The organism is Adhaeribacter aerolatus, assembly GCF_007991635.1.
Classification (GTDB): domain Bacteria; phylum Bacteroidota; class Bacteroidia; order Cytophagales; family Hymenobacteraceae; genus Adhaeribacter; species Adhaeribacter aerolatus.
Genome location: NZ_BJYS01000021.1, coordinates 74,040 through 87,285, shown reverse-complemented (window position 1 = coordinate 87,285; position 13,246 = coordinate 74,040). Strand labels below are relative to the sequence as shown.

Here is a 13,246-nt window from a genome sequence, read left to right as displayed (position 1 = left end):
TTTTTGATTTATCCTTATCGTTTTGTGTTCCAAATATTTATTATTATATTTGCACCCTCATTTAAAAAAATATTCGACAACCTAATGGAATTAAGAAATTATGAAACGGTCTTCATCCTGACCCCGTTGCTGAACGAGGTCCAGGTAGGAGAAACGGTCGAGAAGTTCAGACAGGTGCTTAAGGAAAATGGCGCCGAAATTATTCACGAAGAAAACTGGGGATTACGCAAACTGGCTTATCCAATCCAGAAAAAATCTACTGGTTTTTACGTGTTGGTAGAGTTTAAAGCGCCTACAACTATTGTTGACCCGCTGGAGATTGCTTATCGCCGCGACGAGAAAGTTATCCGGTTCTTAACCACTGTTCTGGACAAGCACGCTGTATCTTACAACGAGCGCCGCAGAAATGGTGAAATGAATCAGCAAAAGCAAGCTAGAAAAGAAAAGGAGGCCCAAGCATCATGAGTTTAGTTAACGAGAAAATCCACAAGCAGGATACCCGCAAAAAATACTGCCGCTTCAAGAAAAATGGTATTCAGTACATCGATTACAAAGATGGTAACTTCTTACTAAAATTTGTAAACGAGCAAGGCAAAGTTTTACCTCGCCGCTTAACCGGTACCAGCCTGAAATTTCAGCGCCGCGTATCACAGGCCGTGGCCCGTGCCCGTCATTTGGCTATTTTGCCTTATGTAACCGATTCATTAAAATAAGGAGGGATAGCAGATGGAAGTTATTTTAAAAGACGACGTTAAAGGCTTAGGCTTTAAAAACGATACTGTAACCGTTAAACCTGGTTATGGCCGTAATTATTTAATACCCCAGGGTATTGCGGTAATTGCCGATAAATCTAACAAGAAAATTGTAGCCGAAAATATCCGCCAGGCTTCGCACAAAGCCGAGAAGGTGAAAATGGATGCGCAAGCTGTTGCCGACCAGATTGGCGATATGGTTATTGACCTGCCGGCTAAAGTAGGTGAGAGCGGCAAAATATTTGGTGCTGTTACCACTACTCAGTTATCAGATGCATTGCGTGCCAAAGGCATTGAAGTAGACCGCAAGAAAATTTCTTTCGACCAGGAAGTAAAATCTGCCGGTGAATTTACGGCCTCTATTGCCCTGCACAAAGAAGTGAAGCACACCGTACGTTTTAACGTAGTAGCGGAGTAAGCTTAAATATCACTTTATTAAAAAGTCCTGCTGGTAACGGCAGGACTTTTTTATTTTGTACCCAGCCAAGGTTCAGCGGGCTTAATCCTGATTTGATTAAACCTACAGGCTACTTCTTGCGTGCATTTAAATCAGAAAGCAATGTAATTTCTTTACCAGATATAAAAATGACATCCTTTCGTACTGAAATCAATATTAAACCAATTAAGCAGCAGCTAGATTTAAATGCCCGGGTACTAACCGCCGGCTCCTGCTTTGCCGAAGTAATGGGAAATAAAGTAGCTGCTTACAAGATTAATAGCCTGGTTAATCCTTTTGGTACCATTTTTAACCCCTTATCGCTTATTAAATTATTAAGCGCGGCCTTAAAGCCCGAATCCGAATTTAACGGCGAGCTGCTGGAACGAGATGGGCTTTGGTATGCTTACGACCTCCACTCCTCTTTTACGGCTGCTTCCGCAGAAATATTAAAAGCGAATATTCAGGACCGCCTGGTGCAGACACATGAATTTTTGAAAAACACAAATTTACTTATTCTAACCCTGGGTACAGCGGTAGGTTATATTCATAAAGCTACTAATCTCTTAGTAGCCAATTGTCACAAAATACCGCAGCAGCAATTTCAGAAAGAATTAATAAGTACGGCGGCCATAACCAATGCTTTTGCCGATTTCTTTATGGAGTTAAAAGCTTTGAACCCGAATATTACCGTTTTGCTGACCGTAAGCCCGGTACGCCATTTAAAAGAAACGTTAGAACTGAACAGTGTCAGTAAATCGATTTTACGGGTAGCTACGCACGAAATCAACCGGCAATTTCCGGAAGTACAATATTTTCCGGCTTACGAACTAATGCTGGATGATTTACGGGATTACCGTTTTTACAAAGCCGATATGCTCCACCCCACCGAGGTGGCGGAAGCTTATATCTGGCAGAAATTTAGCCAGGCTTACTTTAACCAAAATTTTCAGAACTTTGTGGCTAAATGGAACAAAATCCAGCAGGCGCTGGCCCATAAACCCTTTCAGCCCGAATCGGCAGCCCATCAGCAGTTTTTGCAGAAATTATTAATCCAATTAGATGAACTGGCTAAAGTAACAGATTGTACAGCCGAAATACAACAGGTTAAAAGTATGTTATTGTAGAGCCTCTCCGGCTTATTTGCGTATGTAAAAAAAACCAAATACCCAAACCAACTGCCCTAGTCAAAATCCTAAACTATGAAAAAAGCTAATCGCCTGCTTCAGGAAACCAGCCCGTATTTATTGCAGCACGCCTACAACCCCGTAGATTGGCATCCCTGGGGCGAAGAAGCCTTAACCAAAGCCCGTACCGAAAACAAACCCATTCTGGTAAGCATTGGTTATGCTGCCTGCCATTGGTGCCACGTCATGGAGCATCAGTCGTTCGAGCACGAAAGCATTGCGCAGGTAATGAACGATAATTTCGTTTGCATTAAGGTAGACCGGGAAGAACGACCCGATGTAGACCAGATTTATATGGATGCTATTCACGCCATGGGGATTCAGGGCGGCTGGCCGCTAAACGTGTTCCTGAACCCGGAAGCCAAACCTTTTTACGGTGGTACTTACTTTGCGCCGCAACAATGGGTAAAAATATTACAAAATATTGCCGAAGCTTACCGCAACCACCGCGACGAACTGGATAATTCGGCCGAACAGTTTACCGAGCACCTGAACCTGAGCGAACTTCATAAATATGGTTTGCAGCAGTCTGAATCTGATTTTAACGAAGCTGATTTTCAGCAATTGTTTAACAGTTTAAGCGCCCGGTTCGATAAAGTACGGGGTGGAATGGGACAAGCGCCTAAGTTTCCGATGCCGGTAAATTACGCTTTTCTGCTGCGCTACTACCACCTTACCGGAGAACAAACTGCCCTGGACCAGGTGGTGCTTACTTTGCAGGAAATGGCTTACGGTGGCATTTACGACCAGGCTGGCGGAGGCTTCGCCCGGTATTCTGTCGATGCCGACTGGCTGGTGCCCCACTTCGAGAAAATGCTCTACGATAACGGGCAACTTGTTAGCCTATACGCCGAAGCCTTTGCGGTTACCCAGAATCCGTTGTTTAAAGAAGTCGTTTACGAAACCGTAGCATTTGCGCAGCGCGAGCTCATGAGCGCAGAAGGCGGCTTTTATTCCTCGTTAGATGCCGACAGCGAAGGAGAGGAAGGTAAATTCTACGTTTTCAAGAAAGAAGCACTACAGGAAATTCTGGGATCGGAAGAACCTTTGTTCTCGGAATATTATAATATAACCGAAGAAGGTAACTGGGAACACGGCGTAAATATTCTGCACCGCAAAACCAGCGATGAAGCATTTGCCCGTGACCATAAGCTGGAAGTAAACGAACTCAAACGCAAAGTAGCGGCCTGGAAAAGCAAAATAATGGCCGTACGGGAAAAGCGTGTCCGGCCTGGCTTGGATGATAAAATATTGCTTTCGTGGAATGCCTTAATGCTGAAAGGCCTGGCCGATGCGTACAAAGTTTTTGGCGAACCGGATTTTTTGACCCTGGCCCGACAAAACGCCCAATTTTTGCTGCAGCATTTACGCCTGGATAACGCTTTGTTCCACAACTACAAAAACGGCCGGACCACTATCAATGGTTTTTTAGAAGATTACGCCTTGCTTATTCAGGCTTTGCTGGCGCTTTACCAGATTACCTTTGAAGAGAACTGGCTAACAGAAGCTAAAAAATTGACCGATTATACCATTCGGAACTTCTACGACGAAACCGAAGAACTATTCTTTTTTACCGATCAGACCAGTGAAAAATTGATTGCCCGCAAAAAAGAAATTATGGATAATGTTGTGCCGGCATCCAACTCGGTAATGGCAACCAACCTGCATTTTTTAAGCTTGTTCTTCGACCAGGAACAATATTTCCAACTATCAGATGCCATGCTCGCCAAAGTAAAACCACTGGTGGTTAAAGAGCCTTCTTTCCTGGGCAACTGGGCTTCACTCTATTTCCTAAAAATAAAGCCAACCGCCGAAATTGCCTTAGTCGGCTCCGAAGCTGAAAGTATCCGGCAAGTCTTAGGCCGGCAATTCTTGCCCAATGCGGTATTAGTAGGTACCACCACCGATAGCAATTTACCTCTGCTCCAGGACCGGGAACCGGTTAATGGCCAGACTACTATTTTTGTCTGCTACAACAAAGCTTGTCAGTTGCCCGTGCATACGGTAGCTGAAGCGATGGAGCAGATAAACCAAATTGGCAATTAACTTTTGTAAACCTCCCACTTATAAAGCCCTGGGAAGTATAATAATGTGGTACCATCACCAAACAAGCAGTTTTCCGGTACGCGCTATTTTTTTTTCCTGGCCAGCTAAAATTATATAATAATATATACCGGCTCTAAGCCCGCTAGGCCGTTTAATATGAGTCTGTTTTAAGCGGAGGGCCTGCACCAGCACGAGCCGGCTGCTGGCATTATATAAAAGCAGTTTAGCCGGTAGTTTACTATTATTATCTACTTTGAAATCAGTATGTACCGGATTCGGATAAATATTAAAAACTAAAGACCCGGCATCATCTGGTTCCGGGCTACTGGTAAGAATATCTCTTTCCCCGCCTTCTGTGGTGTTCTGCTGATTAATTACCCGCTCCGGCCGGAAATATACGGCCAGGGTTAAATCCTGCTGGGCCGCAATATCCGCTGTAACCGTAGCCGATGTACCCCGGAAAGTAATAATATAGGGCAAACTACGCTGCAGCGCTGGCGTTGGTGTAATGGTATATTCAATTTCCGGCGGATTATCAGCCATAACTCTCGCAGTTATTACATTCTCGTTGCGGAATAATTCGGAATAAGCGGCCAAACTACCTGCCCGACTGGCAGTAATCCTAATTTTTACGGGGGTATTCATGGCTGTAATAAATAACTGGTTTTGGGTGATTACCGGCACCTGGTTCCGGTTCTGAATTTGCAAGACCGGGTTCATGCCACTTGGCCCGACAATCACCGAAAAATCGCGCATAACCGTACCAATTAATACTCCCTGCCGGTATTCCCGCACTTCTATTACTACCCCGTGCCGTCCTGCACGCTTGGGGTTAGGCCAGCTAAATTCACCCGTCCGGGTATTTATAGTAGCACCTTCGGGAAATTCGTATGATAAAACAGGTTGGTTCTTCTGCTGAAAAGCGGGCACCAACTTGTAAGCCACACTATCGCCATCGGGGTCGTACGCCGTAATATTGTGCCGGAAAGGTTGCCCTAAGATAGCAGTGGTAATGGGCGGAGCCAGGAAAACCGGCGAATGGTTGCCCGTTGCGGTTAAATCTACCTTAACGTTGGCCTGCAGGCCAAAAGCTATATTTTCCGAACCCGGAATATTCAAATAATCAATTAACCGGTTAATGTACCGGAAGGAAACCGTAAAATTACCCGGCGCTGAAAACTGGTGTTTAAAATAATATACATCCCGGTAAATATTAGCATTGGCACTTAACAGCGTTCGGCTAGTCCGGTCTACATGAGCAGTAGTGCCGTCACCAAAATTGAGACTGGCTGTAATGGCATCCGGTTCAGTCAGGCCTTTTTCTTTATACAGCACCAACTTAAAAAAATAAAGCATGGAGGAAGCATTGGTGGTATCGGCGTGAAAAGAAATTTCAGCGCTATGGAGGGCCTGGGCAGGCAATGCGCAAAAAAACAAAACTAAAAAGCTACTCAGCACAATCCAACGAAAAATAAGGGACGTTTTCATAGGCAACAGTGGTTTAAACAAATACTTTTTAATTATAATATAGCGGGTTTAAATGGTAAACACACAGGTTCTTGGCTATTTTATTTATATTATTCAGCTTATTCTCGGGGAAGCTAAAGCTTTAAATTATCTTTAAATTAAACAGGCACTTTTATTTATTAATAAATACCTTTTAACCTCCGGTTTTAATCTTTGGAAAATAGCTCCCCCGGACAAACCGGTTTAATCCGCCGAAAAACTAATTGTGAAATATCCGGCTTGTTTGCGAACTTTGTTTAGCCTTGTGTTTTTGGCCAAACCAGCTTACCCTTGAACAACCAGTTAGAATTTAACCCAGCCGAGTTACTGCCCGCCGAGCGAATAACTTTATTCGCCGACGTAATTCTGCCCTTGCCCCTGCCCAAATTATACACTTACCGCGTGCCATTTGAGATGAATGATGAGGTAATGGTAGGCGTGCGGGTAATTGTGCAATTTGGGGCGAAAAAGGTACTGAGCTGCATTGTAGCCGCGGTACATCAAAATCCGCCCCATAACTACCAGGCCAAATATATTCTGGAGGTAATCGATGAGAAGCCGGTAGTAACCAATGAGCAGCTCCGGATTTTTAACTGGATTGCCGAGTATTACATGTGCACCATTGGCGAGGTAATTAATGCCGCTTTGCCTTCGGCTTTAAAACTGAGTAGCGAATCGCGGATACAGTTGCACCCGCAGTTTAACCCCGAAGAAAGCACCTATCCTTTCTCGGCACACGAAGAAAAAATATTATTTGCCTTGCAGCAAAACGCCGCCCTTACCTTTACCGAAGTGGGCAATTTGCTGCAAATAACGCATTTTCACAAAATAATCAAGTCGCTCATCCAGAAGCAGGCCATTATTATTTTTGAAGAAATTGCCGAAAAATATACCCCCAAAATAGTTAAACGACTGAAGCTATCGCCGCACTTTATACACGAGGCCGAATTGTTGGAAGAACTAATGGCACAACTCGCCACCAAGCCGAAGCAGTTGGACGTGGTGATGTATTATTTGCAGCAGGTGCCGGTCTATCAAAATGTGCACCTGAACGAAAAAGGTCTGGATAAATCGGCGGTGATTAACAGCCCGCACCTTTCACCGAGCGCTGTAAATTCCCTGATTCGCAAAGGCATTCTGGAGCAGTTCGATGTGATTGTATCGCGGTTCCCGACGGATGATTCGCAAAAGAATATGCCCTCGGCTTTATCGGGCCACCAGGTTACCGCCCGCGACGAAATATTATCTTTGTTTACCCAGAAAGATATTGTTTTGCTGCACGGTATTACCGGTAGCGGGAAAACCGAGGTATATATTGATTTAATTAAGAAAGCCCTGGAAGGCGGCGGCCAGGTGTTATATCTTTTACCAGAAATCGCCCTCACGGCCCAGATTGTAATCCGGCTCATGAAGGTATTTGGCAACCGCTTGGGCGTTTACCATTCTAAGTTTTCGGATAACGAGCGAGCGGAGGTTTGGAACGGGATTTTGTCGGGCCGGTTTTCGGTGGTGGTGGGCGTACGTTCGGCTATTTTTCTACCTTTCCATAACCTCTCGCTCATTATTGTAGATGAAGAGCACGAGTCGTCTTACAAGCAATACGAGCCTTCGCCCCGCTACAATGCCCGCGAAGTAGCGCTGATGCTGGCCACTTACCACCGCGCTAAAACCTTATTGGGCTCTGCTACACCTTCGGTAGAAACCTATTACAACTGCCGCAACGGCAAGTGGGGATTGGTAACCATGAACCAGCGTTTCGGCGAAGCCGGCTTACCCGATATAGAACTGATTGATACCCGGCGTGAGAGCCTGAAGAAAAATATGTTCAGCCATTTTTCGCAGCAATTATTGGGCGCCATCGAAGAAAAGCTAAAAAAACAAGAACAGGTAATCTTATTCCAGAACCGCCGCGGTTATGCGCCTTACATTAGCTGCCACGATTGCGCCTGGATTCCGAAATGCCAAAACTGCGCGGTAAGCCTCTCGTATCACAAATTTAGCAACGAGCTGCGCTGCCATTACTGCGGCTACCACGAAAAAATGCCATCGGATTGCCCCGCTTGCGGCTCGACCGGCCTGAAAACCGTGGGCTTTGGTACCGAAAAAATAGAAGACGATCTGAAATATTTACTGCCGGATGCCAACGTGCAGCGCATGGATCTGGATACTACCAAGTCGAAGAACGCTTACAGCCAGATTATTTCGGATTTCGAGGCGAATAAAACCAATGTGCTGGTAGGTACCCAAATGGTAACCAAAGGCCTCGATTTCGAAAACGTAAGTTTGGTAGGAATTATCAACGCCGACAGCATTATTAATTATCCGGATTTCCGGGCACACGAGCGGGCTTACCAATTATTTGTACAGGTGAGCGGCCGGGCCGGCCGCAAGGGCAAGAAAGGCACCGTTATGATTCAGACGGCTAATCCCAATCAGCCCATCTTCCAGAAAATTATCGACAACGATTATTTGGCCTTGTACGAACATGAAATTAATGAACGGCACAAATATTTCTTCCCGCCGTTTGTGCGCGTTATTCGGGTTACCGTAAAGCACCTCGAAGAAAAAATCAGTCAGGCCGCCGCCGTAGAACTAGCCAAACTTCTTACCGACGGCCTGGGGCAAAATCACGTACTCGGCCCCGAAGTACCTTATATTTTCAAGATCCGCAATTTGTTTCTGAACGAAATTCACATCAAACTCGACCGGGAACACACCAGCCTGAAATCGGCTAAATTATTTATCTCAGAAGTTATTAGCCAAATAAGCCTGAAAAAAGAATATAAAGGATTGCGGGTAGTAGCCGATGTAGATCCGATGTAAGTTGTGGTCAGATACTGGGTAATAGTTTGATTGCAGCCAGGTAATACCGCCATAGTCTGTGTTCTCATAAACCTTAAAAATGTATTTGACAACTGGCTTTCTCTCGGTCTGTGGGGCACAAACTGAGGTGCAACCTGTTTCTGGTTGGAGTGGTGGTTTCTCCGAACTCTTTCCGAAAGTAGAAAAATCTTCTTGTTAACCTTCAACTGAATTTTCTGGAAAAGAGCGAACAAAAAAGCGCTGCTTTGTTATATTTGTAAATAAATGTTAAAACTACATTTATTTACAAACCAGATTAGGCCATTAGTTCGTTATAAATATATTAGCCAAAATAAACCGTATGAATCCCACAAGACACTTAAAAATTACCCTGGTCATAATGCTCTTACTCAGCGGATTGGCAGTAAACGCCCAAAAGCTGCAGAAGAACCAATTCAATAACCCATTAGCTCTTCAACGCGCCGATCCGCATGTTTGGAAAGCGGCCGATGGTACCTATTACTTTATTGCCACTGTGCCGGAATACGACCGCATTGAAATGCGCAGTTCCAAAACCATTAACGGCATAAAAGAAGCCAAACCAGTGGTAGTATGGCGCAAGCACGAGAAAGGCCCCATGGGCAATCACATCTGGGCACCGGAAATTCACCGGATAGATGGAAAATGGTATATCTATTTTGCTGCCGGCTCGGCCGAGGACAAATGGAAAATCCGGAAATACGCGCTATCCAACCCATCGGTAGACCCGACCAAAGGCGAGTGGAAAGAAGAAGGTGAGATAGTGAGTAAACGGAATGAATTCACGCTGGATGAAACAACCTTCGTGCACAAAGGTCAACGGTACATGGTTTGGGTAGACCGGGCCGGCGAAAAGGTAATAAACACTGGCTTGTATATTGCCAAAATGACCAGCCCCACTACCCTCGGCGACAAGCAGGTAGTTATTTCGCAACCGGAATTACCTTGGGAAATTAAAGGGCACCGGGTAAACGAAGCGCCGGCGATTATTATCCGCAACGGCAAGGTGTTTATGACCTTCTCGGCCAGCGCTACCGATGCCAACTACTGCCTGGGTTTATTGTGGGCCGATGAAAATGCCGACCTGCTCGACCCGGCCTCCTGGCACAAATTACCCGAGCCGGTTTTTTACACCAACGAAGCCCTGAAGCGTTTTGGTCCAGGCCACAACAGCTTTATTAAAGCAGAAGATGGCAAAACCGATATTATGATTTACCACGCCCGCGACTACAAAGAAATTAAAGGCGAACCCTTGTACGACCCTAACCGGAATACCCGGGCCCGGGTATTAAGATGGACCAAAGACGGCATGCCTGATTTTGGTCAGGATTTAAGCGACAACGAAATGGCATTACAACCGGCTGTCAAGGCCAAGAAGAAGTAATATTTTACACCATTATATTCTCCAATTAAGGTTTATGCCTTCACAGATACTCTAGAATAGCTCAAGCTAAAGGCTATGGATTTGTGAAGGCATAAACTGAATACAGGGAGTTTTTATGTAAATTCTTACTAAAACCAGTCTATCAATAGAAATAAATTGGCTATTCTATACAACAAATTTAACAAAGCAGTTAAAAAAATATAGTATTAATTTCCTCTACATAATTCTATAACTGAAGTTAAAAAAACTCTGTTTAGAACCATTTAAACGTACTTTCTCCGACGACAACTTATTACGTTAAGTAAGCTTAAGCTTCTGAATTCTGTCATATTTAGCAGCAATAAGAAATATTAATAAATTTTAAACCGCTTATTGTTAAAACGCATAGATTAACTTTTTTCAACCTAGTCTTGAAATGCAATTATCATCCTATTGCAGGATAAAACATCTTAGGGTTGTTTTACCAATTTATCAAAAAGTCAACCATGTAGTTAAAATCAGGTTTCTTTTATACCTTTACATTCGCAAGCATTAATTCTTAACCCTCAGGCAAATTTGGTTCAGCGTATCTGCAATAAAAACTTTACCGCCCTCCTGCTCACGTTTGCCTATATATTTTTATTGGTGCATAATGTGGTGCCCCACCACCACCATGATGAGACTGCTAACAATTCCCAATACCCGGAAGGACACCATCATGCGCATGAACACAAACACGGTCATCCGGCGCCGGATGCAAATCAACCCGAAGAACCTATTGCGGACCCGGACCACCTATTAAGCAATCACCAACATCCCTTTGCCGATAATATTACATTTCATACTCAGGAAAGTAATGAAGCAAAATTTTCTAAAAGACAAGCTGTTCCGGTCTTAATCTGTCTTCTTAACTTCCAACATTCTTTATTCCATTTGCCGGATAAGAAGCCACCCGCTTCGGCTAATCCGTTCTATATTCCCTCTTCCTTTGGCCCATCCCACGCGCTACGTGGCCCCCCTGTGTCCTAATCACACGTCCTTTTTGGCATTCATAAACGCTTAAACAAGCCTTAATCAAGGTATAGCAGCTTTTATGCATCTCACCGCCAGCTATTGTCTCAATTTTATTTATTGATTATTAAACTTTTTAAAGATGAAAAAGCTATTAGTAGCCATAGCCGTTATAGCCTTTATGGGAGCAGGTTGTTCCTCGAACACGAACCAGGAAGCCACGCACGAACATGGAGCGGATACGCACGTGCATGAAGGAGAAGCCGCGCACGATGAATCCGTGCCCCACGAGCACCCGGAATATGATGAAACAGCAGCACCAAATCAGGAAGAATTTACGGTAGGAGAAGATTCTGCCGCAGTAAAAGAAACCCCTGCAAAACACTCCCACGACGGAAAAACGGAACACGTGCATTAACCCATAAGTAACGGTTAAGAAAATTATCCGGGGAGTATTTCGCTTTTGCTAGAATACTCCCCGATTACCAGCGTGCGCTTACCTATTATTTTAACCAAGAGCATTTACGCTTATCCATGCAGAAATGAAACAATCCAAAATATATTATTTGGTAGTGGCAACTTTGTTTTTAATCCTGGCCGGCTGCCATAATACAAAAGAACATAGCCACAACGAAGCAACCGAAGAGAGCCACGGGCACCCGCACCCAAGCGAAGGAACCGAGTTAGCGTCTACGAGTCATACCATTTATACCGATAAAACCGAACTGTTTGTAGAATTTAAACCTTTGGTGGTGGGTCAGACAACTTCTTTTGCCGCCCACCTAACCCGCTTGGGTTCTAACTTTAAGCCCTTGACAGCCGGGCAGCTAACAGTAAGTTTAGTAAAAGGTAAGCAAGGTATCCGGACCACGGTAGATGCCCCCAAGTCACCGGGTATTTTTGGCCCAAAATTACAACCCAAAACTGCCGGCAGTGGCTACCAGTTGCTATTCGATATCAAAACGGCTGATTATACTGACCGCATCATCCTGGACCAGGTTACTGTTTACCCGGACGAAAAAACGGCCATTGCCCAGCAGCCCCAAGAGGAGGCAAATGGCAATGAGGTCAGTTATCTGAAAGAACAGGCCTGGAAAACAGAATTCGCCAATGCACCGGTTAAAAAGCAGCCTTTTTACAATATCATCAAAACCACCGGCCAAATCATGCCGGCCCAGGGCGATGAGGTAATCCTGACTGCCCCGGCGAGCGGTGTTGTTTCGTTTAGCAGCAGTGGCCTGGTAGCCGGGAAAGCGGTAGTCGCCGGAAGAGGCTTATTTACCATTAAAGGAGGAGGCTTAACCGAAGGAAATATTAACGTACGACTGGGCGAAGCCAGGGGACGGCAGCAGAAAGCAAAACTGGATTATGACCGGGCAACTGAATTGGTAAAAGACCAGATTATTCCCCGCAAGGAATATGAAGCCATCCGATTAGAATACCACAACGCGCAACGGGAGTACCAAGCCTTAGCTGCTAATTTTAGCGGAGGAGGCATTCAGGTGAAAGCACCCCGCAAAGGGTTTATCCGGGAAATCCAGGTAACGGCCGGTCAGTTCGTCGAAGCAGGTCAGCCATTGGCAACGATTACCCAAAACCAGAAATTAATGTTGCGGGCCGATGTTCCCCAGCAATATTTTAATCAACTGAAAACCATTACTTCAGCCAACTTCCGGACACCGTCTGATAACCAGGTTTACCAACTTTCTGAACTAGGAGGCCGCCTGGTTTCTTATGGACGCAGTACCGGTACCGGTTCTTATTATACCCCGGTTTTCTTCCAAATTAATAACCAACCGCAATTTATACCAGGTGCTTTTATAGAAGTGTTTCTGCAAGCCAATGCTATTGGTGAGGCTTTGGTGGTACCTATGAGTGCTATTCTGGAAGAACAAGGTATCTGTTACGTGTACGTGCAAACGGGCGGTGAATCTTTTGAGAAAAGGGAGGTTAAACTGGGGGCTAGTGATGCAGCCCAGGTGCAGCTGCTTAGCGGCGTACAGGAAGGCGAGCGGGTGGTTACCAAAGGAGCTTATCAAATTAAACTGGCAACCTTGTCCGGCACCATGCCGGCCCATGGCCACGAACACTAAATCAGCTCCTG

The 13,246-nt window shown here is 44.9% G+C and carries 11 protein-coding genes; 10 read left to right on the top strand and 1 reads right to left on the bottom strand.

What is annotated here, in order from left to right; genetic code table 11:
- Positions 1–84 precede the first annotated feature (84 nt).
- The 5 genes from rpsF to AAE02nite_RS14590 all read left to right on the top strand — a co-directional run bounded on the left by rpsF (position 85) and on the right by AAE02nite_RS14590 (position 4,421).
- Complete coding sequence (gene rpsF / locus AAE02nite_RS14610) at positions 85–465, top strand: 30S ribosomal protein S6 (RefSeq protein WP_146898759.1); 381 nt, start codon at positions 85–87, stop codon at positions 463–465.
- The gene (gene rpsR, locus AAE02nite_RS14605) at positions 462–713 is read left to right on the top strand and encodes a 30S ribosomal protein S18 (RefSeq protein WP_146898756.1); all 252 of its coding nucleotides are present in this window, start codon (positions 462–464) and stop codon (positions 711–713) included. Before rpsF ends, rpsR begins: the two co-directional genes overlap by 4 nt.
- 13 nt (positions 714–726) lie before the next feature.
- Positions 727–1,170, top strand: a complete 444-nt coding sequence (gene rplI / locus AAE02nite_RS14600; RefSeq protein ID WP_146898753.1) for a 50S ribosomal protein L9 — start codon at positions 727–729, stop codon at positions 1,168–1,170.
- 167 nt (positions 1,171–1,337) lie between these two features.
- Complete coding sequence (locus AAE02nite_RS14595; RefSeq protein ID WP_146898750.1) at positions 1,338–2,315, top strand: GSCFA domain-containing protein; 978 nt, start codon at positions 1,338–1,340, stop codon at positions 2,313–2,315.
- Between the two features lie 75 nt (positions 2,316–2,390).
- Complete coding sequence (locus AAE02nite_RS14590; protein WP_146898747.1) at positions 2,391–4,421, top strand: thioredoxin domain-containing protein; 2,031 nt, start codon at positions 2,391–2,393, stop codon at positions 4,419–4,421.
- Positions 4,422–4,475: 54 nt separating this feature from the next.
- Here AAE02nite_RS14590 and AAE02nite_RS14585 read toward each other — a convergent pair whose 3' ends face one another.
- Positions 4,476–5,909 (bottom strand): T9SS type A sorting domain-containing protein, encoded by a 1,434-nt coding sequence (locus AAE02nite_RS14585; protein WP_146898744.1) that lies wholly within the window; start codon positions 5,907–5,909, stop codon positions 4,476–4,478.
- A gap of 309 nt (positions 5,910–6,218) precedes the next feature.
- On the opposite strand from AAE02nite_RS14585, the gene priA reads away from it, so the two are divergent.
- The 5 genes from priA to AAE02nite_RS14565 all read left to right on the top strand — a co-directional run bounded on the left by priA (position 6,219) and on the right by AAE02nite_RS14565 (position 13,235).
- Entirely contained in the window at positions 6,219–8,750 is a 2,532-nt protein-coding gene (priA, locus tag AAE02nite_RS14580) for a replication restart helicase PriA (protein WP_262713465.1), read from the top strand.
- A gap of 340 nt (positions 8,751–9,090) precedes the next feature.
- Positions 9,091–10,152 carry a glycoside hydrolase family 43 protein gene (locus tag AAE02nite_RS14575; RefSeq protein WP_146898742.1) on the top strand — a complete coding sequence of 354 codons (1,062 nt, stop codon included), beginning with the start codon at positions 9,091–9,093 and terminating at the stop codon, positions 10,150–10,152.
- A gap of 624 nt (positions 10,153–10,776) precedes the next feature.
- On the top strand, positions 10,777–11,160 hold the full coding sequence (locus tag AAE02nite_RS27115) for a hypothetical protein (protein ID WP_503826134.1): 384 nt from the start codon (positions 10,777–10,779) through the stop codon (positions 11,158–11,160).
- 124 nt (positions 11,161–11,284) lie between these two features.
- Complete coding sequence (locus AAE02nite_RS14570) at positions 11,285–11,560, top strand: hypothetical protein (protein WP_146898740.1); 276 nt, start codon at positions 11,285–11,287, stop codon at positions 11,558–11,560.
- A 124-nt stretch (positions 11,561–11,684) separates the two neighbouring features.
- The gene (locus tag AAE02nite_RS14565; protein ID WP_146898737.1) at positions 11,685–13,235 is read left to right on the top strand and encodes an efflux RND transporter periplasmic adaptor subunit; all 1,551 of its coding nucleotides are present in this window, start codon (positions 11,685–11,687) and stop codon (positions 13,233–13,235) included.
- The last annotated feature ends 11 nt before the right edge of the window (positions 13,236–13,246 follow it).

Bases quoted from the DNA above. Each gene is read 5' to 3' on its own strand.
- rpsF (WP_146898759.1), top strand. From the start codon at position 85: ATGGAATTAAGAAATTATGAAACGGTCTTCATCCTGACCCCGTTGCTG.
- AAE02nite_RS14575 (WP_146898742.1), top strand. From the start codon at position 9,091: ATGAATCCCACAAGACACTTAAAAATTACCCTGGTCATAATGCTCTTA.
- AAE02nite_RS14590 (WP_146898747.1), top strand. From the start codon at position 2,391: ATGAAAAAAGCTAATCGCCTGCTTCAGGAAACCAGCCCGTATTTATTG.
- AAE02nite_RS14565 (WP_146898737.1), top strand. From the start codon at position 11,685: ATGAAACAATCCAAAATATATTATTTGGTAGTGGCAACTTTGTTTTTA.
- rplI (WP_146898753.1), top strand. From the start codon at position 727: ATGGAAGTTATTTTAAAAGACGACGTTAAAGGCTTAGGCTTTAAAAAC.
- AAE02nite_RS14585 (WP_146898744.1), bottom strand. From the start codon at position 5,909: ATGAAAACGTCCCTTATTTTTCGTTGGATTGTGCTGAGTAGCTTTTTA.
- AAE02nite_RS14595 (WP_146898750.1), top strand. From the start codon at position 1,338: ATGACATCCTTTCGTACTGAAATCAATATTAAACCAATTAAGCAGCAG.
- rpsR (WP_146898756.1), top strand. From the start codon at position 462: ATGAGTTTAGTTAACGAGAAAATCCACAAGCAGGATACCCGCAAAAAA.
- AAE02nite_RS14570 (WP_146898740.1), top strand. From the start codon at position 11,285: ATGAAAAAGCTATTAGTAGCCATAGCCGTTATAGCCTTTATGGGAGCA.